The organism is Frankiales bacterium (genome assembly GCA_016125335.1).
Classification (GTDB): Bacteria; Actinomycetota; Actinomycetes; order S36-B12; family CAIYMF01; genus Longivirga.
In genome coordinates this window covers 79,476-100,372 of sequence record WGLY01000001.1, presented here as the reverse complement: position 1 = coordinate 100,372, position 20,897 = coordinate 79,476, and the positions used below count along the sequence as shown (strand labels likewise).

At 74.9% G+C, this 20,897-nt stretch carries 15 protein-coding genes; 4 read left to right on the top strand and 11 right to left on the bottom strand.

The window, feature by feature from the left end:
• Nucleotides 1–145 precede the first annotated feature (145 nt).
• The 9 genes from ppk2 to GC157_00400 form a co-directional block, all read right to left on the bottom strand.
• Nucleotides 146–1,009 carry a polyphosphate kinase 2 gene (gene ppk2, locus GC157_00440; protein ID MBI1375942.1) on the bottom strand — a complete coding sequence of 288 codons (864 nt, stop codon included), beginning with the start codon at nt 1,007–1,009 and terminating at the stop codon, nt 146–148.
• Between the two features lie 70 nt (nt 1,010–1,079).
• Complete coding sequence (locus tag GC157_00435) at nt 1,080–5,363, bottom strand: choice-of-anchor D domain-containing protein (GenBank protein ID MBI1375941.1); 4,284 nt, start codon at nt 5,361–5,363, stop codon at nt 1,080–1,082.
• A 239-nt stretch (nt 5,364–5,602) separates the two neighbouring features.
• The gene (locus tag GC157_00430) at nt 5,603–7,441 is read right to left on the bottom strand and encodes a hypothetical protein (protein MBI1375940.1); all 1,839 of its coding nucleotides are present in this window, start codon (nt 7,439–7,441) and stop codon (nt 5,603–5,605) included.
• A gap of 89 nt (nt 7,442–7,530) precedes the next feature.
• Nucleotides 7,531–9,933, bottom strand: coding sequence for a hypothetical protein (locus GC157_00425; protein MBI1375939.1), 2,403 nt, complete (start codon nt 9,931–9,933; stop codon nt 7,531–7,533).
• A complete protein-coding gene (locus GC157_00420) occupies nt 9,930–10,865 on the bottom strand; it encodes a DUF1839 family protein (GenBank protein MBI1375938.1) in 936 nt (311 codons plus the stop codon). The genes GC157_00425 and GC157_00420 overlap by 4 nt, the downstream gene beginning before the upstream one ends.
• Before the next feature lie 35 nt (nt 10,866–10,900).
• Nucleotides 10,901–11,815, bottom strand: coding sequence for an amino acid--[acyl-carrier-protein] ligase (locus GC157_00415; protein MBI1375937.1), 915 nt, complete (start codon nt 11,813–11,815; stop codon nt 10,901–10,903).
• Between the two features lie 3 nt (nt 11,816–11,818).
• Nucleotides 11,819–12,985 carry an acyl-CoA dehydrogenase gene (locus tag GC157_00410; protein MBI1375936.1) on the bottom strand — a complete coding sequence of 389 codons (1,167 nt, stop codon included), beginning with the start codon at nt 12,983–12,985 and terminating at the stop codon, nt 11,819–11,821.
• The gene (locus GC157_00405) at nt 12,985–13,278 is read right to left on the bottom strand and encodes an acyl carrier protein (GenBank protein ID MBI1375935.1); all 294 of its coding nucleotides are present in this window, start codon (nt 13,276–13,278) and stop codon (nt 12,985–12,987) included. The genes GC157_00410 and GC157_00405 overlap by 1 nt, the downstream gene beginning before the upstream one ends.
• A 45-nt stretch (nt 13,279–13,323) precedes the next feature.
• The gene (locus tag GC157_00400) at nt 13,324–13,737 is read right to left on the bottom strand and encodes a 4'-phosphopantetheinyl transferase superfamily protein (protein MBI1375934.1); all 414 of its coding nucleotides are present in this window, start codon (nt 13,735–13,737) and stop codon (nt 13,324–13,326) included.
• A gap of 1,134 nt (nt 13,738–14,871) precedes the next feature.
• Between GC157_00400 and GC157_00395 the strand changes: the two genes are divergently transcribed.
• Nucleotides 14,872–15,552 (top strand): family 16 glycosylhydrolase, encoded by a 681-nt coding sequence (locus GC157_00395; GenBank protein MBI1375933.1) that lies wholly within the window; start codon nt 14,872–14,874, stop codon nt 15,550–15,552.
• Nucleotides 15,553–15,579: 27 nt separating this feature from the next.
• Here GC157_00395 and GC157_00390 read toward each other — a convergent pair whose 3' ends face one another.
• Nucleotides 15,580–16,392, bottom strand: coding sequence for a family 16 glycosylhydrolase (locus GC157_00390; GenBank protein MBI1375932.1), 813 nt, complete (start codon nt 16,390–16,392; stop codon nt 15,580–15,582).
• Nucleotides 16,393–16,475: 83 nt separating this feature from the next.
• Nucleotides 16,476–17,525: a family 16 glycosylhydrolase gene (locus GC157_00385; protein ID MBI1375931.1), complete on the bottom strand. Its 1,050-nt coding sequence runs from the start codon at nt 17,523–17,525 to the stop codon at nt 16,476–16,478.
• Between GC157_00385 and GC157_00380 the strand changes: the two genes are divergently transcribed.
• The 3 genes from GC157_00380 to GC157_00370 are packed head-to-tail and all read left to right on the top strand — an operon-like array spanning nt 17,476 to nt 20,885.
• A complete protein-coding gene (locus GC157_00380) occupies nt 17,476–19,587 on the top strand; it encodes a hypothetical protein (protein ID MBI1375930.1) in 2,112 nt (703 codons plus the stop codon). The genes GC157_00385 and GC157_00380 overlap by 50 nt on opposite strands.
• Nucleotides 19,584–19,826, top strand: coding sequence for a hypothetical protein (locus tag GC157_00375; GenBank protein MBI1375929.1), 243 nt, complete (start codon nt 19,584–19,586; stop codon nt 19,824–19,826). Before GC157_00380 ends, GC157_00375 begins: the two co-directional genes overlap by 4 nt.
• A 42-nt stretch (nt 19,827–19,868) precedes the next feature.
• The gene (locus tag GC157_00370; protein ID MBI1375928.1) at nt 19,869–20,885 is read left to right on the top strand and encodes a phosphoesterase; all 1,017 of its coding nucleotides are present in this window, start codon (nt 19,869–19,871) and stop codon (nt 20,883–20,885) included.
• The last annotated feature ends 12 nt before the right edge of the window (nt 20,886–20,897 follow it).

The window sequence follows — 20,897 nt, the reverse complement described above, 5'->3', positions numbered from 1 at the left end:
CATGGCAGGACCCTCCGCCCTGTCATGCGACGGTGCGCCAGAAGGTGAGCCCGGCCGATGCGCGCCCCGGCACCAGGTCCGTCCCGGGACCGATCCTCGACCGAGGCGGCGCGGGGGACCCGAGACCCGCGCTCCGCGGCTTGGATCAGAAGGGCTCAGGGATGAGGTACGGCGTGAGGTCGTGCTCCTGGCGGGCCAGCGGGCGCTGGCGGCGCGGGAGCCGGACGTCGAGCTCGGGCTGCGGGTCGTAGGGGATCTGCCCGAGCAGGTGGCTGATGATGTTGAGCCGGCCGCGCTTCTTGTCGTCCGTGTGCGCCACGTGCCACGGCGCCCACGGACTGCTCGTCTCGGTGAGCATGTCGTCGCGCGACCGGGTGTAGTCGTGCCAGCGGCTGTACGACTTCAGGTCGAGCGGTGAGAGCTTCCAGGTCTTGCGCGGGTCGTCGATACGCGCCTGGAGGCGGCGGGTCTGCTCCTCGGGGCTCACCTCGAGCCAATACTTCAGCAGGATGATGCCGTTCTCCACCATGGCCTTCTCGACGGCGGGCGCCTGGGTCAGGAACACCTGCGCCTGCTCCTCGGTCGCGAAGCCCATCACCCGCTCGACGCCGACGCGGTTGTACCAGGACCGGTCGAAGATGACGACCTCGCCGGCGGCGGGGAAGTGCGTGATGTAGCGCTGGATGTACATCTGCGACTTCTCGCGCTCGGTCGGGGCGGGGAGCGCCACCACCCGGAACACCCGCGGGCTCACCCGCTCCGTGATGGCCTTGATGGTGCCGCCCTTGCCGGCCGTGTCGCGACCCTCGAAGACGATGCAGACCTTGGCCCCGCTGGACTTGACCCACTCCTGGAGCGACACGAGCTCCCCGTGCAGCCGTCGCAGCTCGCGCTCGTAGTCCTTGCGGCTCATCTTCCCGCGCGGCGCCGGCCCGGTGGCCGCTGCCGGCGCAGGCGTCCCCGGGCGCGCCTTGGCGCCGTCCTTCTTCTTGTGCGACTTCTTGGCCATCGCGGGCTCCCTCCCTCGCCGCCGTCCGAGCGTAGATCGGCTGCGGTCCCGAAGGCTGGCCGGACGACGCCTACCAGGACGTCAGCGCCACCGAGGACACCGTGTGGCTGTCCGCGAGGCCGCCGGTGGACGCCGTGAACCCGACGCGCAGGAGCGGGGGCAGCACCACCGCGGGGGCCATCCGCAGGCAGCCGTCCACCCACACGTACAGCCGGCCGCCCACATAGGCGACGTCGACGACGTGAGTGCCGTACGTGAGGTGGTGCCCCGGCGGCGAGTGCGCGACGTAGCGCAGCCGGTCGGCGACGCCGCGCGTGCCGGTGGCCACGCCGACGAAGTCGCGGCCGGGGTCGCCGGAGTTCGCGAACGTGTCGCTCACCACGGCGACGCCGCCGAGGCCCGACCAGCCGACGCCGCCGCCCGGGGAGCCCTGCGCCGTGTCCGCCACGGTCGCGGGCACGAGAGCGAGCGCCATGCCGTCGGCGCCGCGCCCGTCGACGATGGTCGCGACGTAGCGCAGCCGCAGCCCGGCGGCCGGGAACACGGCCCGGGTGAAGGTCGTGCCACGACGGCCGACGCGCGCGGAGGTGAGCCGCACGGCGCCGCGCGACACCACGGCGTCGCCGTTGCGGCGCCAGCCGCTGCTCGCGACCGCCGGCGCCGCCACCGAGCGCACGGCGCTGACGACCACCCGCGCCACGCGGTGGGCGTCGGTGGCCGTGCCGGTCGAGCCGGTGAACGCGACGTACGCCCGCGGCGGCAGCGGCGCGACCACGTCGAGCACGACCCGGCCGTCGACGCGTACGGACAGCCGCCCGTCGAACGTCCGGACCACGACCGCGTGGCTCCCCGCCCGCAGGCCGGGCACATGGGTCGTCGCGGCGAGCCGGTGCAGGCTGCCGCCGCGCACGCCGGTGGAGACGCTGACGAAGTTCGACGACGGCTCGCCCCGCTCGCGCCGCGTGTCGAAGGTGACGAACGTGCCCGCGAGCCCACCGGCCCCCAGCTGCGCACCCGCCCGGCCCACGGAGGCCGGCGTCGACGACGCGGGGTCGAGCAGGGCGAACGTCATGCCCTCTCCCCCGGTGCCGCCGCCGATGCCCAGCGTGAACGACGCCGTCAGCTCCGACGTGCTGCGCGCGGACGGGAGCACCACAGATCCCGCGACGCCGCGCACCGCGCGGTTGAGCGTGGTCCACGACCCGGACGCGAAGGCGCCGTGGTTGAACCGCCAGCCGCGCGTGCCGTGCACGGTGTCCGTGACGGGCACCCGGCCCACGACGACGTCGCGCACCGACTGCGCCGCCCCCGCCGGTCCGGTGGCTGCGGAGAAGGACAGCAGCACGGTGCGCGGGAGCGCCACGACGGCCGACGCCGACGGCGTCCCGTCGACGTCGACGTGCAGGACCCCGCGGACGTAGGTGACCGTGACCAGGTGCGAGACGGCGCCGGGGACGGCGGAGGTGCGCACGTAGTGGGGCGTGCCCGGCGTCAGGCTGGTGTCGTCGACGATCCCGACGAACGGCCGCGCGGGCTCGAGCGGGCCGTCGTCGTGCACGTCGAGCGTCACCGCCGCACCGTGCAGCCCGCCCACGCCCAGCCCGCCCCCGCCCTGGCCGAGGGACGCCGGGCTCTCCGCCGCCGGGTCGAGCAGGCCGAGGGCGACGCCCTCCGCACCGGCGCTGCCGGCCGGCACGGTCGTGCGGAAGCGCACGGAGAGCCCCGCGCTGGCCACCTCCGTGCCGAGCACCGCGTTGCCGACCGCGTCCGGCGCAGCGGGGGTCAGGACGAGGGACGGCCCGACCACCGCCGAGGCCCCGTTGAGCCGCCACCCCGGCCCGGTCACCGGCGAGGGCGCCGTCGCCGCGGCCGGCGTCGTGGCCCGGCCGCGCAGCAGCACGTAGTGCTGACCGGTCCCGTCGTCGCCGGTCACCTCGTAGTAGGCGGTGAAGAACCCGGCCTGCGTGGGCGTGAAGCGGACGTCCTGCCGGTAGGACAGGTCGACGCCGACGACGGTCCCCTCGCCGAGCGGGCTGTCGGCCGTGAACGGCGCGGTGGGCGCCTTGGCCTTGGTGACGGTGAGCGGCAGGTTGCCGGTGTCGGCGACGTCGAAGCCCATCGACACCGACTGCCCCACGGGCACGACGCCGAAGTCCAGCGTGGGCGGCGAGAGCGAGAGCTGGCTCGCGCCGGCGACGGCGGTGCCGGACACCGGCACCGTGACGGCTCCCGTCGTGGACGTCACGGTGAACGACGACGACGCCGGGCCCACCGTGCCGGGGTCGAACGTGACCCCCACGGTGATCGAGGCGCCGGCCGCGACCACGGTGCCGACCGCCGGCGGCCCGGACAGCGAGAAGGCCCCGCCGGGCCCGGACACCCCGGAGACGGTGGTGGCCGTGGCGCCGGTGTTCGTCAGGACGACCGAGCGCATGCGCGGCAGCCCGGTGGGCTGGTCGGCGAAGGCGACCGCGCCCGGTGCCGACGCGAGCCCGTCCTGGGTGCCGCGGCCGTGCAGCCCGGTCCGGAAGGTGCCGACGTCCGTCGTGACGACGAGCTGGCCGACCGCGTCGCCCGCGGCGCCCGGCTGGAACGCGACGCCGAGGGCGAGGACGTCGCCCGACGACATGGCCGGCAGCGTCGCCGGACGGGTGACGGTGAAGGGCGCGGTGGCGCTCACGTCGAGGACGTGCACCGCTGTCGTCGCCGTGAGGGTCGCGGTGCCGGACACGCGCACGCCCACCGGCGTCGCGCCGAGCTCCACCGGCGACGACGCGAGCGCCGTCGTCTGCGGCCGGCCGAACGCGAGCACGTGGCCGTCGCGGGTCCCGACGTAGACCACGCCGCGGTCCGTCGCGGGCTGGGAGAACTTCGAGGCGGTGCCGATCGCGGCGTGCCAGCGCAGCGTGAGCACGCCGGCGCTCGGGACCGCGTCGTACGCGCGCAGCTCCGCGTCGGCCCCGTTGGCCCCGCCGGAGTACACGATCCAGACGAGCGCGCTCGACGGGTCGGTGCCGTCGGAGGTCACCACGGGCGAGCCGGACGTGTACCCGAAGGACCCGGTGCTGCTCGCCACCACGGTCATCCGCGGGACGCCGGTGCCGCTCTCGACGCCGTAGGCCAGCGCCCGCAGCGGCTGCCCGCTCGGCGCGACGTACGCGTACCCGCCACCGCCGCCGAAGAACGCCGGATGCCCCCAGAGCGGCCCGACGTCCGACGTCGTGGACACGATGCGGTCCGTGCCACCCGGCCCGGTGCCGTAGCCGCCGAGGTCGTCGCGGTCGAGGACGAACATCCGCCCGTCCTTGCCCTCGACCAGCATCAGGTGCGGGTGCGCCGCGGTGCCGAAGGCGTCGGGCAGGGCGGTGGGCGCGCCGGACCCGAGGTCGGTGTCGTTGGCGTCGAGCGTGCGCGCGTCCGCCGGCGTGAACCAGTCGTCGGTCACCAGCTGCCCGGTGCCCGTGACGCGCAGCCGCACCACCGACTCGGCGAGCAGGCCCGGGGTGCCGGACCGGCTGCCGCCGAAGAACCCGTTGCCGGTAGAGAGCAGGATGCGTCCCGGCCCGTCGGACACCAGCGCGCCGCCGCCCTGCCAGATGCCGCCGCCGGACAGCGACGCGCCCACCGCGGTGGTCCACATCGACGTGACCGCGTGCGTCGTGGTGCTGACGCCGACGACGTAGCCCTTGAACGGCAGCACGTCGCAGTGGGCGCCGAACGCGGCGTAGACGACACCGTCGAGCAGCAGCAGCCCCGGCCGCTGCATCTGCGTCACCGCGGAGAACGTCGTCGCCGGGTCGTTGTCCGGCGAGCCGGCGATGCGCACCGGGAACCCGGGACGGTCCGCACCGGTGTCGACCGAGACGCCCTGCAGCCACCACGCGGCGTCGGAGTTGCCGACGGCGAGCTTGGTGGTGAAGTACCAAGTCCGCGTGGCGGGATCGACGACTCCCGTCGACGTCGAGCCGAGGTCCGGCACGAGGTCGCCGCACCCGATGGTGGTCGCCTGGAAGGGGGCGCCGAACGATCGGCTCCACGCCACCGCGCCGGTGAGGCGGTCGAGCGCGTAGGCGCGGGCCCGCTCCGTGGTGACGAGCACCGAGGAGTCCTGCACGAGGGGCTGGGCGTACACCTGGCCGTCGACCGTCGCGTCGAACAGGCCGCCGAAGTCCGAGCTCGCGACCGCGGCCGGACGCAATCCCGGCTCGGCGCTGTCCCACGAGGTCCGCAGCGTGTCCACCGACGCCGTGCTCTGCACGGCCGAGGCCGGCGCGACCGGCCCGGCCAACGGCAGCAGCGCGACGACGAGCGCCGCGGTGACCGCGAGCGCCGTGCGTGCACCCCGTGGGCCCACCGTTCCGCGACCTCCGTCGTGCCGTCGCGGAGACCCCCTCGGACGCCGCGTCTGCCCGGTCGAGTGAAGCACGCGACCGCGCAGCCGCCGGACGCCGCAGACCCGTGCGGAGCAACGGGATCGCACCCCGTGCCGGCCCGGTGACGCAGGGTCAGGCGCGCACCCCGAGCCCCGCGATGTCACTGGTGAAACGGTCGTCTCCCGGGCCGGGAAGCGACCGGTTCACCAGTGACGTCGGATCAGGTGGGGCGGCCGGCCGTGTCGCGGACGCGCTGGGCCAGGGCGGCGACGTCGGCGACGACGCGGTCGAGGACCACGTCGCGCTCGCGCGAGTGCAGCATCCCGTGGTCGAGCGCGGGGCGGTCGAGCAGCGCGAGCCGGCCGCTGCGCTCGAGGCGGCGGGCCATGCCGTAGCCGAGGCCGCGACGGAAGATCTGCGCCTCGCGCGGTCCCATCACGACGAGCACGTCGGTGCCGCCGTCGACGATGCGGCCCACAGTGGCGCCCGTGGTGTCGCCGAGGTGCAGGCTCGCGGCCGCCCGCCACAGGAAGTCCGGGCGCAGCGCCCACAGCCACGACAGCACGCGCGCCCCGAAGGCGCGCAGCCGGGCGCGGTCGGACAGCGCGCGCGACACCCGGGCGGTGAACATCTCGCGTGCCGGGTACGCGACGGGTCCCATCGGGGAGACCTCGCGGTCCCACACCCACGGGTTGAGCAGCAGCAGGCCGGCCGGCTTGACCTGCTCGGCCACCACCGCCGACGACCACGAGCCCGAGCACAGCCCCACCAGGGCGACGTCGCCGGACGACGCCGACCGCGCGGACTCGGCCGCCACGCGCAGGTCCTCGAGCGACTCCTCGTTGTAGTACACCGGCCCCGGCGGCTCGGCGACGTCGGGCCCGTCGCCGAGGTCGCGCTGGTCGATCCGCAGGCCGCGCACGCCGTGCGCCGCGATGCGCCGGGAGAGCTCCACCCACGACCGGGCGGAGCCCACGTGGTACGTCGTCGCGCTGTTCGAGAACACGACCGTGAGCGGGGCAGCGGGTGCCGGGCGCGGCTCGGTGAGGATCCCGAAGAGCCGGTGCGGGCCGAGCGACTGCACGGACTCGACCACCTGCGTGCCGTCCGGCAGCGTCGCCACGACGGCCTCGGGCTCGATCGACGGCGCGATCGGCACCGGTTCGTCGGGCAGCCGCTCGGCCACCCAGTCGACGATCCGCTCGACCGTGCCGAGCGGGACCTTCGACAGGAAGCCGGACACCTCGAGCATCGCCGCCTGCCCGGAGACCTCCTCGACCTGCACGCCGCGGCGGCCCGAGACGGCCTTCGTCGTGCGGTTGTCGGGCTTGTCGTCGCGCAGCAGCACGAGGCAGGACGCGCAGTCCTCGACGTCGTCGCCGCGCAGCGCGAGCTCGCCGAGCGCCGCGACGGTCTCGGCCGTGTAGACGGAGCCGGGCCCGTCCACCGAGCCGTCGGTGCGCGGCTCGGGCCGGCTGGTCGAGACGTTGAGCGCGAACATCACGCTCTCCTGGCGCAGGTAGGCCTTGCCCGTGGCGCAGGGGTCCCACAGCACGAGGGCGTCCGCCCCGGCCCGGGCCGACGCCGCGAGCGTCGCGCCGATGCGCAGCCCCACGAGCGTGACGTGCGGAGCCCCCGCCGCCCGCGCCGCGTCGACGGCGTCGCGCACGCTGCCCAGCCACGCCGGGACGCGATCGGGGTCGCGGTCGTCGCCGGCCGAGTCGCCGGTGCCGTCGTAGTCGAACCGCAGCACCGCGGCGCCGGACTGCGCCAGCCGGTCCGCGAGCACGCGCAGGGCCCGGTGGCCGAGGTCGAGCTCGAGGCCGATGCCGGGCGCGAGCACCACCGCGCCGCGGGCCGTGCCGTCGGCGGGAAGGTGCCAGACGCCGTAGAGCGGCCGCCGCGGCGAGCCGAACCAGCCGGCCCGCATGGTCACTCCGGGCACCGAGGTGGCGGCGAGCACCGGCTCGGTGCGCGGCCGCGGGACGGCGGCCCCCGGGGCCGCGGTGCCGCCCTCGGTGGCGCGCGCACCCGGCACGGACACGGAGTGCGACGCCACGGGTCGACCGTAGTCCGCGCGACCCCCGTCCGGATCATCCGGACGGCCGGTGCGCGGCGTGGCGGGTGTGCGCTCCTCGCCGGCCACGGTCACTGCCCGCCCCCGTTGAGGCAGCGGACCGTGACGGCGTCGACGCTCATCGGGCCGGCCGACGCGTCGACCGGCGCGAGCGCGACCGTGCGCGACTCCCCCGGCAGCAGGTGGAACCAGGCGTCGTCGGGCACGTGGCCCTCGGCCTCCACGACGACCCAGGCGGCCAGCCGCTCGGCGCGCACGCGCACGCGCCCCTCGCCGGCCGGCTCGACGACGAGCCCCGGGTCCGGGAGGTCGCGCACCCGCTGGTCCGGCAGCAGCCGCACGGCCGAGGCCACCTCGTGGCCGCCGACGTCGTGCAGGGACACGCGGAGGGCGGAGTACTGCGGCTCCCCGAAGCGGTAGGCGTGCGTGAGGTCGCGGAAGACGCCGAGGACGCCGTCGACGGTGCGCGACGCCGCGCCGTGGCCGGGCACCGCGATCTCGCCCTCGGCCACCTCGAGCGCGCCGTGCCGCCCGAGCGCCGAGACGCGCAGCACACCCTGCAGGGGGCCGGGGCCGTCGTGGCGCACGTGCGCGCGCACGCCGTCGAGGCCCTCGTCGGTGAGCAGCACCGCGGTGGGGGCGAGCACCCGGCGCAGCGCGTACCACGTGGCCTTCGGGCGGCCGGCGCTGTCGAGCAGCCCCCACCCGGGCCCGGGCACGCGGTCGCGCCACTCGAGCACCAGGCCGCCCGCGCAGCGCGAGCCGTCCCGGCGCCATTCGGAGAACACCTCCGACATCACGTGGGCCGCGGCCGCCCGACGCAGGTCGAGCCCGCGCTCGTCGCCGGCGGAGGCCGGGTCCTCCCCGAGCACCTCGCGCACGTAGTGGTCGGTGACGTCGAGGAAGTCCCAGTCGGCCCCTCGGTCGCGCGGGACGCCGGCCAGCCACGCCTCGCCGCCTGCGCCGTCGGGCAGCAGCCGGGCGAGCGACGCCCGCTCGGGCGGGGTGGCGAGGGCGAGGCACTCGGATGCGAAGCGCACGTCCGCGCGCCGCACGTCCTCGAGCGGGCGACGGTAGCCACCCACCCCGAACCAGTGCGCGACCCCCTGGCCGTTGTGCGTGGGCAGGTCGCCGCCGGACGGTGAGGACTCCACGTACGGCGTGCCCGGGACGACGGCCTCGACGACGGTGGGCAGCGTGGCCTCGATCACCGGCACGGCCCGACGGTCGCGCTCGAGGCCCATCATCGTGGGCTGCTGGAGGGTCTCGGTGCCGCCGCAGACGACCGCCAGCGACGGCCGCCCCTGAAGGCCGTGCAGCACGGTGCCCACCTCGTCGGCCACCACGGCGAGCCACTCAGGGTCGTCCGGCGGATCGAGCGTGGCGAGCATCGCGTCCTGCCACACGAGGATGCCGCGCTCGTCGCACAGGTCGAAGAAGGCGGCCGACTCGTACGCGTGGGTGCCGACGACCCGCAGCATCGTGACGCCGAGCGCGGCCGCGCGGTCGAGGTCGCGCCGCAGCAGCTCCTCGTCGTCGGCGAGGCCCACCGGGTCGACCGGCGACCAGGTCGCGCCGCGGGCGAACACCGGGACGTCGTTGACGAGCAGGGTGAACCCGCCGTCGGACCGGTCCGCGGACACGGTGCGGAAACCGATCCGGCGCAGCAGATGCCGGCGCCCGGGCACGGTCTCCACCGCGACGTCGACCAGGGGCTGCCCGCCGTAGCCGCGGGGCCACCACAGCGGCGCCGCGGGCAGCCGCAGCGTGGCGCGCACCTCGCCGTCCACGACCGGCACCGTCACGGAGACGGCGCCCGCGTGGACGGTCGCCTCCGCGACGTCGCCGACGCGCGCGACCACGTCCACCACGCCGTCGCCGTCCTCGAGGCGCGCGGTCAGGTCGAGCAGCCTCGGCGGCAGCTCGCGCGAGGCCCACAGGTGCATCGGACGCCAGGGGCCGGCCGGGGCCCAGGTGGGCGCGAGCGCCGGCATCCGGCCCAGGAGGGACGTGCGCACCCAGCGCAGGCCGGACTCCGCCACGAGCCGGGAGCGCCAGCGCGGGCGCGGCCGGCGCCCCTCGAGAACCGGGCGCAGCGCCGCGCAGCGCAGCACCACGTCGTGGGCGCCGGCGCCGAGGTCGAGCACCGCCTCGACCGGCTGCCACATGCTCGTGCCCTCGGCCACGGCATCGCCGTCGACGGACACCGACCACTGCGTGGCGACGCCGTCGAGGCGCAGCGTGTGCGGCCCCGGCGCGCCGACCTCGACGGAGGTGGCGAACCACCAGTCCCACGCGTCCACGTCGAGCTCGCGCGCGGCCGCGTCGCCGTACGCCGCGGCCCACGCGAGCGCCGCCGTGCCGGGCACCGCGGCCGGGATCCAGCCGGCGTCGTCCGGAGTCGGCGCGGGGGCCCCCGGCTCGCAGCGCGCGAGGCGCCACGCGGCGGGGGCGAGGAGATCCGTGCCGGTCACGCCGATCCGCGCGCGGGCTCCGCCCACGCCACGACGTCGGCCATGGCCGCGCCCCAGGCCTCGGCGACCGGACGGACCAGGGCGGGCACGTCCATGTCGCGTCCGGACACCGCCCGGGCGACGCGGAACTGGAGGGTCTTGGCGCTCGAGGAGGCCTCGCGGAACAGCGACGCGGCCCGGCCGAGGTCGCCCTGGCCGTGCTCGGTCAGCCAGTCGACGACGTCGGCGGCCAGCTCGGCGGTGACCCCGCACTGGCGGATCATGCCGAACGCGTACTGGTGGAAGGTCTCCAGGCCCTGCTCGCGCAGCCACGGGAGGTCCGCGACGAGCCGCGCGGCGAGCCGCTCCACCGGGTTGTCGTCCGGACGCCGGGCCACGTGGCGACGGGCCAGGGCCGCGGTGCGCTCGGGCAGGTCGTCGGGATCGGCGAGCCGGTCGAGGCGCACGACCTCCATGTAGGGCGGCAGGCCCGGGCCGCCCGCACCGGCGCGCAGGTCGAAGACGTGGTCGAAGTCCTCGCCCTCGAGCACATGGTGGCCGGCGCTGTGCAGGTAGCGCATCCGGCGGCCCTCGACGTCGACCGTCGTGGGCACGATCGTCGTCTTCACGTGCTCGAGCCGGTAGGAGACGCCGGCGGTGTCGGGCAGCCACCACGAGTCGACCTCGACTGTCGTGCGCCGGCCCATCGCGAGCTGCTCCACGACGTGGTCGCGCACGGGACGCCACACGTTCATCTCGCCGACGGTGATGCCGTAGAGGTCGCGCAGGTCCTCGGTCTCCACCTTGAGGAAGACCCACTGGTCGCCCTGGAAGTCGGCCGAGAGCGCGGAGACGAACGCGGGGACCGGGTCGAGCCCCAGGTCGTGCAGCAGCTCGATCCAGACGTCGGCGTAGCAGTTCGTCTCGGTCCACGTGCGGGTGCCCGAGTGCATCGGGTGGCCGACCAGCTCGGCCTGATCCTGCGCGGTCACAGCCCCAGCACCTCCCGCACGCCCGAGGGCCACGAGTCGAGGTCCGGCCCGTGGTGGCGGACCAGTCCCACCACCATGCGCTCGATCCCGAAGCCGACGCACGACGAGTGCGCCACCTCGCCGTCGGGCGTGGTGATGCCGAAGTTGACCCCGAAGTGGTCGCGGTGGCAGTTGCTGGACACCAGCGCGGTGCCCGGCTCGTCCGGCCCGTACAGCGGCACGAGCAGCTCGATCTTGAGCGCCTCCTCGCGCTGGTTGGCCGCGAGCATGCGCCCGGCCCGGCCGAAGAACGGGTCGTTGGCGATGTCGGCGGTGGCGGGCAGCTCGAGCTGCTCGAGCACCGACAGACCGCGCTTCACCCACTCGTCGCGATGCGCGAGAGCGCCGTCCGGCGTGCCGATGTAGACGAACTCGCGCTGCCGGAAGGACTGCGCGCGGGCCGGGTCCGGCGAGGGCTCGCGGCGGAAGCACCACCCCTCGATGTCGAGCAGCACCGAGTCCGTGCCGAGCTCGCCCGCGAACAGCTCGTAGGACGGGTGGCAGGAGGCCGACACGAGCATGAGGTCCGTGGTGACCAGCGACAGCCCCCAGTCCTCACCCGCCTCCTGCTGGGCCAGCAGCGCCGCAGCCTCGCGCTCGGTGCCCTCGAACGTGTGCACCGAGCCGGTGAGGTTGGGGAACGAGGCCAGGTAGTCGGTCTTGAGGTAGGACTCCCGCGGGAACACGGGCGGGAACCGCAGCACGAGCGCGTCCTGGTCGGCGCCGGTACGGGTGACGAGCGCGTCGATGCCGCGCTCGACCCGCACGAACGGCTGGGTGCGGGCGATGACGCCGTCGACGGCGGTGCGGCGCAGCCACCCCGTCTCGACGAGCCGGTCCCGGAAGGCGACGTGGTCCGTGACGTCGACCATCGGTCAGTCCTTGCTCACGAGCAGGAGCTGGGCGTTGTTGCCGAGGATCCGGTCGTTGTTGACCATCAGCGGGGCGCCCCACGCGTCGCGCAGGACGCGGCCCAGGGAGTACGCCGAGTCCTCGCGGTAGCCCATGATCCCGACGATGACCAGCGCCTTGCCGACGATGTCGATGAGCAGCGAGGACGCCGACACCTTGAGGGAGTTCATCGCCACGGCGAAGGAGATAGAGCTCTGCGCGTCGACGTCGTCGTAGGTGGCCTCGTAGCGGGCGGCGGCGCCGCGGACGAGCTCGGCCATCTGCTGGTGCACGACCATGAGCTCGGCGAGGCGCTGCGCCCCCGGCGGGACCGTCCCCGGCTTGGACCTCGCCGCGGCCCGGACGAAGGCGCGGGCCTGGTTGACGGCCTGCGTGGCCATGCCGAACCAGAGGTGCCCCCACAGGATGTGCGCGCTCGGCAGCATCGACCGCGCCGAGATGTCGCCGTAGGGGTCGTCGAGGATGAGGTCGGCCGGGCCGTGCCCGCGCACCACGAACCCCGGGCTGCACGTGCCCCGGAAGCCGAGAGTGTTCCACTCCCCCACGCGCTCGAGCTCGATGTCCTTGATCCGCATCACCGTCAGGACCTGGTCGTTCGGCGGGGAGTCCGCGTTGCGCCGGGCGGTGAGGAAGAGGAGGTCGGCCTGCTCGCCGTACGAGATCACCGGGGCCTGCTTGGTGACCCGGAAGGTGTCCCCCTCCAGCTGCACGTGGCAGCTCGAGGAGCGCACGTCGCCGCCGATGCCGACCTCCGTCGTCGCCGACGCGACGAGGAGCTGGTCGCGGCAGATCTCGCGCTTGAGCTCGTCGAGCGCGGCGCTGCGGCCGTGCCGGATCAGGGAGTTGATCTGGATCTGGTGCATGGCGAACACCATGCCCGTGGAGGCGCAGGCCATGCCGAGCTCCTCCGTGACCGCCGCCATGTCGGACACGGTGGCGCCGGCCCCGCCCAGCTCGACCGGGATCATCGCCGAGAGCAGGCCCTCGGCCCGCAGGGCGGCGAACGACTCGTGCGGGAACCGGGCGTCGCGGTCCACCTCGGCGGCGGCCGGGGCGGCCACCTCGGTGGCGATGCGCCGGGCGAGCGCGCGGTAGTCGACGGCGGCGGGCGCGTCCAGGTCCAGGGTCATCAGGACCCTCCCTCGCTGAGCTCGGTGATGGCGTCCTCGATGGACGCGATGCTGGAGAAGGTCGACTTCTTCAGCAGCCTGTCGGGGAACTCGAGGTCGAAGGCGTCCTCGAGCGCCAGCATGATGTTGACGCTGGCGTGGGAGGTGAGACCGGCCTCGTAGAGGTCCGCGTGCCGGTCGAGCCCTGCGGCGTCGACGGCGAGGCGGCCGTGATCGGCCAGCACCTTCCGAATCGTGTCGTCCACGGGAGAGATCCCTCGTTCCTGGTCGTCCTGGGTCCTGGTCGCGCTCATGTCCTTGCCCCCGTCCTCGTGCTCCGCGCCCGCCGGTGGGCAGGCTCAGCGCGGCTCGTCCGGCCGCCGGACGCCGGGGTCGCACACCGCGACCACGACCGCCATGGCGACGTCGTCGTCGTGGGTCATCGACACCGAGGCGTCGAGCAGACCCACGTCCTCGGCGAGGCGCCGGGCCCCGCCGTGCAGCGCGAGCTCGGGCCACCCGCCGGCGGTCCGTCGCACCTCGACGTCGCGCCAGTCGATCGCGGCGTCGGCCACGTGCAGGGCCTTGAGCAGGGCCTCCTTGGCCGCGAAGCGCGCCGCGAGCCCCCGCTCGGCGACCTGCCCCGCACCGGTGCACGCCGCCAGCTCGTGCTCGGTGTACACCCGGCGCAGGTAGCGATCCCCGAAGGCGGCGATGCTCTCGCGGACGTCGGACGCCCGGGCGAGGTCGACACCGACGCGCGTGCTGCCCATCCGCCCGCCTCCGTCCCGTGCTTCTCCTGACCGGTCTCCCGTGTCCCCCCGGGCGACCGGTCGCCCTCGACGACTATGCCAGCCTCGGGTAACTCTGCGTAACCTCGGTGACCCAACGGACGAACCAGAACCACCCGATGGGCCGACCCCGTCCGGCGGCACCGGACGCCCGCGGTCGCGCGACCCCGGCCCGTGCGTGCCGGTGGCCGCCGCCGGACGGGCCCTCCGCCACCCCTCCGCGGCGCCGGCGCCACTGGGCCGTCCGGGTGACGCCGGACCCGCCGTTACACGGCATCCGGGTGACGGGGACCTCCCCCGGCTCAATCCGCCCGGGCACCGGCCGAAGCCGGATCCATGACGGTCGGCACCCACTCCCGGCGCCCCGCGCACGTCCTGCCCGACGAGCGCCCTGGCCGCCCCGCGCGGTGGTCACCCAGCGTGTCGCGCCCCTGGCGATTCCCCGCGATGCTGGCCGTCGTCACGGTGCTGCTCGGGCTGCTGGTGGCCGGCAACAGCCAGGCGAGCGCGTCCGGGCCGGACCTGCCCGCACCCGGGGTCCGCACCGACACCACCACCGTGGCTCCCGACGTCTCGGCGCGCGTCGTCGCGCGCGGGGCCCGCATCGTCTCGGTCAGCGGCCGCTGGGCCCGCAGCAGCAGCGGCCGGCTGCACCGCTACGTCACGGTGCGCGTCGCCGCCTCGAGCAGCGCCTCGGCCACCGCGACCGTGAGCGACGGCGTGATCAGCACCACCGGGTCGCGCTCGGCGTTCGCGAGCCGCACCGCGGCGCGCAGCGTCATGGTCACGACGACGCTCACCGCGGCGCTGCGGGGCGCCCGCCGCCAGTCGCTGGCCGCCGCCCGTCCCTCCGCCGACTCCGCGGCGGTGGCCTCGGCCACGGCCGCCGCGGTGGACGCGGCCAACCGGTCCTACCGCTCGCACCGCTCCAACGTGCCCTCCCCGACGCCGACGCCCACGAGCGCGTCGCCCACGCCCACGGACACGACGTCGCCGACGCCGGCCCCCGAGCCGACGAGCGCGACCCCCACCACCGCCGCGCCCACGACCGCCGCGCCGACCACGGCCGCCCCGACGACCTCGGCGCCGTCGGCTCCGGCGCCGGACCCGAGCGCGATGCCGAAGGGCGACCTGCCGGGCTGGACCCAGATCTTCGCCGACGACTTCAGCAAGGACGCGGCGCTCGGCTCGTTCCTGTCCGCCTACGGCACGCGCTGGACGGCCTACCCGTCGCCGTGGAAGGACACCAGCGGCAACGGGACCTACGACCCTGCGCGGACGCTGTCGGCGTCCAACGGCCTCATGGACATCTGGGTTCACACGGTCAACGGCGTGCACTACGTGTCGGCGCCGATGCCGAAGCTGCCGAAGATGACCTACGGGCGCTACTCGGTGCGGTTCCAGGCCGACTCGACCCCGGGGTACAAGGTCGCGTGGCTGCTGTGGCCGGACTCGGACTCCTGGCCGGCCGACGGCGAGATCGACTTCCCCGAGGGCGACCTGAGCTCGACCATCTCCGCCTACGCGCACTACGCCTCCTCGAGCGGCGGCCAGGACGCGTTCGAGCTGTCGACGACGTTCTCCGGCTGGCACACGAGCACCGTCGAGTGGAAGCCCGGCAAGGTCGTCTTCTACCTCGACGGCAAGGTGATCGGTACCTCGACGAAGCTGGTCCCGTCCAAGCCGATGCACTGGGTGCTGCAGACCGAGACCCGGCTCAGCGGCGGCGCGCCGTCGAACAGCGCGAGCGGTCACGTGCGCGTGGACTGGGTGACGGCGTACAGCTACACGCCCTGACGTCCGCGCCCCCGGGGAGCGCCCGGCTCAGCCGCCGGTGTAGCCCTGCACGGTCACCCAGTCGACCTCGAGGTCGGTCTGGGCCGGGGTGGTCGAGTCGGGGCACTGGGCGTAGGCCAGGCCGCAGTCCCATGTCTGCGTCTGCAGGGCCAGGTGCATGGGCACCGACGGCACGGCCGCGCCCTCGTCGGTCGCCCACACGTGGCCGTCGACCAGGTAGTCGATGCGGCCCGGCGTCCACTCGATGCCCAGGGTGTGCCACTGGCTGAAGTCCCCGGACAGCTGGTGCTGCTCGATGCTGTTCTCCGGCCCGTGGTGCAGCGTGGCCGTCGTCATCGTGCGGTCGCCGCCGCCGTCCTCGCCGAAGTCGATCTCGGGCGGCCACACCTCGTCGTCGGGCCACATGAGCAGCGCGTAGGACACCCCGCGCGCCTCGGCCATGCGGAACCGCACCTGGATCTTGCCGTACACGAGGGGCTTGGGCGCCGTGCGCGCGAGCCCGCCGGACACCCAGCGCCCGTTCTCGTACGTCGTGCGCAGGTGCAGCACGCCGTCCTGCACGATGTCGTGGCTGGGCGACCAGAAGCCGCCGGGGCCGCTGGAGGGCGCCCCCGAGTAGAGGTACCAGCCGTCCGGCGACGTCCCGGTGAAGTCGTCGACGTACACGGGGGTCCAGCGCGGGTCCGGGTCGAGGGCGGGGGCCATGCCGGAGGGGTGGGCCGGGTCGTCGACGCCGGGGAAGCGGGCCAGCGCGTGCTCGCGGAAGCCGAGCACGCCGACGAGCACGGCCGCCGTGAGCCCACCGCCGACGGCGGCCAGCCGAACCCTCCGGGACTTCACGCGCACATCGTGCCTCCCCGCGGCGCGCGCCGCCCCCGGTGTGCCCGGACCGCGACGCATGGTCGCGACCCGTGCACCGAGCGTCAGCCGCCGCGGTAGGGCTGCACCGTCACCCAGTCGACCTCGAGGTCGGTCGTCGCGGGCGTCGTGGCGTCGGGGCACTGCACGTCGGGGACGCCGCAGTCCCACGTCTGGGTCTGCACCACGAGGTGCATCGGCTTGGTGGGGACGCCCGCGCCGATGTCGGACGCCCAGACCTGCCCGTCGAGGGTGTAGTCGAGCCGTCCGGGGGTCCACTCCACGCCCAGCGTGTGCCACTGGGAGAAGTCGCCGCCGAGCAGGTGCGGCGGACCCGTGCCGCCCGTGGCCGTGTGCAGAGTGGCCGACGTCGTCGTGCGGTCGCCGCCGCCGTCCTCGCCGAACTCGACGTACGGCGGCGCCTTCTCGCTGTCCGGCCAGAGCAGCAGGGCGTAGGACACCCCGTGCGCGGGCGCCATGCGGAACCGCACCTGGACCTTGCCGTAGGTGATCGAGCCGTCGGCCTTGTGCGCCGCGCCGGCCGAGACCCAGCGGCCCGCGTCCCGCGTGGTGCGCAGGCGCAGGACGCCGCTGGCGACCGTCGCGTGCGACGGCGCCCAGAAGCCGCCGTTGCCGCCCGCCGGCACGCCGGCGTAGAGGTACCAGCCGTCGGGGGCGCTGCCGTCGAAGTCGTCGACGAACGCCGCGCCCCAGCGCGGGTCCTTGTCGACCGTGGGGGCGAGGCCCGACGGGTGCGTGAGGTCCGCCGTGGAGACGGGCGCCGGCGTGCCCGGACCGGACCCGCGAAGGAGGTACACGGCGACCAGTGCGGCCGCCGCGACCGCGAGGACCGTCACCACGACCCGAGTCCTCGTGACCACCACGCGCCCATGGTGCCCGGTCGTGGGTCGGTTGCCCTCACCGGGCCGGTTAGGCTGGCGTGTCGGACGGGGGAACGAGCCCCCGCCCGTATGGGCACGACCCGGAGGCCACGGAGGCGGAGTGCGGCGGTTCCCGACGGCCACCGTCCCGTGGGGTCTGCTGTCGGCCGCTCTCGCGCTGTCCGTGCTCCAGCCGCTGCTGGTCGTCGCGGACGTCCCGCTGTACGGACGCACGTGGACGGCGCTGGCCTACGTCTTCCTCATCCCGGGCGTCCCGGTCGCGCTGTGGCTGCGGCTCCCCTCGGTGCTCGCCACCGTGGGGCTCGCCGTCGCGACCAGCGTGGCCGTGCAGATCCTCGTCGCGATGGTGATGCTCCAGACGGGCTGGTGGCACCCGGTCGCCTCCGTCACGGTCCCGAGCGTGCTCGCGTGGGTGTTCGCCGCGCTCGTCCTGCGCCGGGGCAGACCGCTGCCCGACGCCGGGCCCGAGCCGGTGGCGACCCCGTGGCGGCAGCGCGTGGTGGACGCCGGCCCCACGCCGTGGCTGCTGCTGGCCGCCCTGGTGCTCTACGCCTTCGCGGTCACCCACACCGACCAGGACCTCATGTCGGCGTACGCGCTCATCTCGGTGATGCCGCTGAGCTACGTGCTGGCACTGGGCTGCATCGGCGCGGCGGCGGGCATCGAGCTGTCCGCCGAGCGGCAGCGCGAGCGGTGGCTGCTGCTCACCACCGTCACGCTGGTCGTGGTGCTGTTCACCTACCAGAACGGCTCCGACGACGTCGCCGGGTTCCCCACCGCGTGGCTGCACGCCGGGTTCTCCGACTACATCCACGAGCACGGCGCGATCCTGCCCAGCTACGACGCGCGGTTCTCGTGGCCCGGCTTCTTCGGGGCCACGGCCAGCCTCACGACCTCGGCCGGCCTGCCCGACGCCACCGGCCTGCTCCGGTGGGCGCCGCTGGTGTACAACCTGCTGTTCCTGACCCCGCTGCTGCTGCTGGCCCGGCGGGTGGGGCGGCGCCGGCGCTACGCCTGGCTCGCCGTGATGCTCTTCTTCTGCGGCAACTGGTTCGAGCAGGACTACTTCGCCCCGCAGGCCACGAACTTCGTCCTCTACCTGGTGCTGCTCTCGGTGCTCGTGTGGCTGGGGCGCGCGGCCGGCACCGACGTCGAGGTCCGGGTGCGCGACCGGGTGCGCCGCTGGTGGCACGACGGGATCGGCCGCAGCGTGGTGCGCCTGGCCCGCGCGGTCGCCGCCGTGCGGCCCGAGCGCGTGCGCGGCGTCGAGGCGTGGCAGTACGTCGCGGTGGGGGCCCTGCTCGTCGTGGTGATCACGGCGAGCGTGGTGAGCCACCAGCTGACGCCGGTCGTGACGATCCTGGCGCTGGCCGTGCTCGCGCTCACGGGGCGCACCCGCCTGCGCTTCCTCTGGCTCGCGGCCGGGCTCATCTTCTCGCTGTGGTTCTCCTACGGCGCCACGGACTTCTGGCTCGGGCACCTCCAGGGGCTCCTCGGCGACGTCGGCCAGGTCGGGTCGTCGCTCGGCAGCGGCGTGAGCAAGCGCGTCACGGGCTCCCCCGAGCACCTGCGGCTGCAGTACCTGCGCCTGGCCACCTCGGGCGGCTTCCTCGTCGCCGCCATGATCGGGCTGGTCGTGCGCCGCCGGTCGGCCTGGGTGCTCACCTTCGTGGCGCTCACGCTGCTCCCCTTCAGCGTCATCGCGGGCCAGAGCTACGGCGGCGAGGTCGTGGTGCGCAGCTTCCTGTTCGCCATGCCGCTGTTCGCGGTGTTCACCACCGACGCCGTCGCCCCGCTGCTCGTGCGGCTGCGCCCCGCGGCCCGCGCGTCGGTGATCGCGGTCGCGCTCACCGCGATCGCGACGTCGCTCGTGGCCTCGCGAGGGGCCAACCAGCGCTACGAGCGCGTCACGCCGGACCAGGTCGCGGCGGTGCGCGCGCTCTACGCGGTGGCACCCCAGGGCGCGACCATCGCGGACTTCTCGCCGTTCAACCCGCTCTCGCTGGGCGGCATCGGGAAGTACAACTACCCCTCGCTCAGCGACGACACGTGCTTCAGCGACACCGACCCGGGCGGCTGCATCGCGGGCGTCGCGCCCGACTACATCTACGTGAGCAGCGGTCAGCTGTACTACGGCACCGACGTGCTGGGCCTCTCACCCGACTGGTCCGACCGGGCCGTCGCCTCGGCGGAGAAGCTCGGCTACCGCACCATCTGGTCCAGCGACCACGCCCAGGTGCTCGCCGCGCCGACCGCACCGGGAGGCACCGCGTGACTCTCGCCATCACCGTCCCGAAGCTCAGCGGGCCGCTGGCCGACCTGCTGTCCGGCCCGTTCGGGCTCGTCCTCGTCCTGCTCGCGCTCGCCGTCGTGCTGTTCGTCGGATGGGCCTGGGAGGCCGAGCCCGCGTGGTTCACCCGCCGTGTGGCCCGCGTGATGCGCTACGGCGTCGTGCCGGCCCTGGTGATCGCCGCAGGGGTCACGACGGTGACCCGCCTGCTCGCCCTGGCCTGACCCGGGGCGCGTCGCTCCGCATCGGCGACGTACCGTGCGCGAGTGGGCACCGGGACGGGCGGGCGGAGACGTGCGCCGGCGCGACTGATCGCCGTTGCGCTCGGCGCGGCCCTGCTGGCCGCCTGCTCCTCGACCTCCGCTCCGGCGACGTCCGAGGGCGCCGCCTCCCCGGCCACGAGCCCCGCGACGCCCACCGGCTCGTCGGCCGGCGCGACCCCGGCCCCGACGCCGACGCCGTCCCCGAGCCCGTCGCTCTCCCCCGTCTCGAAGGTGCTCGTGGTCGTGGAGGAGAACCACTCGCTCGACCAGATGCGCGCCGGCATGCCCTACCTCGCGAGCCTGGCCGAGCGCTACGGCTACGCCACGCACTGGACCGCGATCACGCACCCGAGCGAGCCGAACTACCTCGCCATCGCCGGGGGATCCACCTTCGGGGTGACGGACGACGCGGGCGTCGACGCCAACGCGCCGAAGGTCGGCGACGCCGTGTCGGTGTTCGACCAGGCCATCGCGCACGGGCGCACCGCGATGACCTACGTCGACGGGATGGACCGCCCGTGCTCGACGTCGGAGTCGGGGACGGCGCCGGTCAAGCACAACCCCTGGGTGTTCTTCCGCCGCGGAGCGGCCGACTGCGCGCGCTACGACGTCCCGGCGGGGGACCCGGTGACGGGCCGGCTCGCCACCGACATCCGCGACGGGCGGCTCCCCGACGTGGGCCTGGTCGTGCCGGACCTCCAGCACGACGCGCACGACGGCTCGCTCGCCACGGCCGACACGTGGCTGCGCACCCTGCTCGCGCCGCTCCTGCGGTCGCCCGACTTCACCTCGGGCCGGCTCCTCGTGGTGGTCACCGCGGACGAGGACGGCGACGACACGCCCGACAACCGCGTGCTCACCGTGGTGCTGCACCCGAGCCTCGCGCACCGCGTCGTCGACGTGCCCCTCGACCACTACAGCCTGACCCGGCTCTACGCGCAGGTGGTCGGCGCGCGGCCGCTGCGCCAGGGGGCCGGTGCCCCGGACCTCGCAGCCGCGTTCGGCCTCACGATCGGCTGACCGCGGCACCGT

Bases quoted from the DNA above. Each gene is read 5' to 3' on its own strand.
- GC157_00420 (MBI1375938.1), bottom strand. From the start codon at position 10,865: ATGCACTCGGGCACCCGCACGTGGACCGAGACGAACTGCTACGCCGAC.
- GC157_00405 (MBI1375935.1), bottom strand. From the start codon at position 13,278: ATGAGCGCGACCAGGACCCAGGACGACCAGGAACGAGGGATCTCTCCC.
- GC157_00395 (MBI1375933.1), top strand. From the start codon at position 14,872: ATGCCGAAGGGCGACCTGCCGGGCTGGACCCAGATCTTCGCCGACGAC.
- GC157_00410 (MBI1375936.1), bottom strand. From the start codon at position 12,985: ATGACCCTGGACCTGGACGCGCCCGCCGCCGTCGACTACCGCGCGCTC.
- GC157_00400 (MBI1375934.1), bottom strand. From the start codon at position 13,737: ATGGGCAGCACGCGCGTCGGTGTCGACCTCGCCCGGGCGTCCGACGTC.
- GC157_00415 (MBI1375937.1), bottom strand. From the start codon at position 11,815: ATGGTCGACGTCACGGACCACGTCGCCTTCCGGGACCGGCTCGTCGAG.
- ppk2 (MBI1375942.1), bottom strand. From the start codon at position 1,009: ATGGCCAAGAAGTCGCACAAGAAGAAGGACGGCGCCAAGGCGCGCCCG.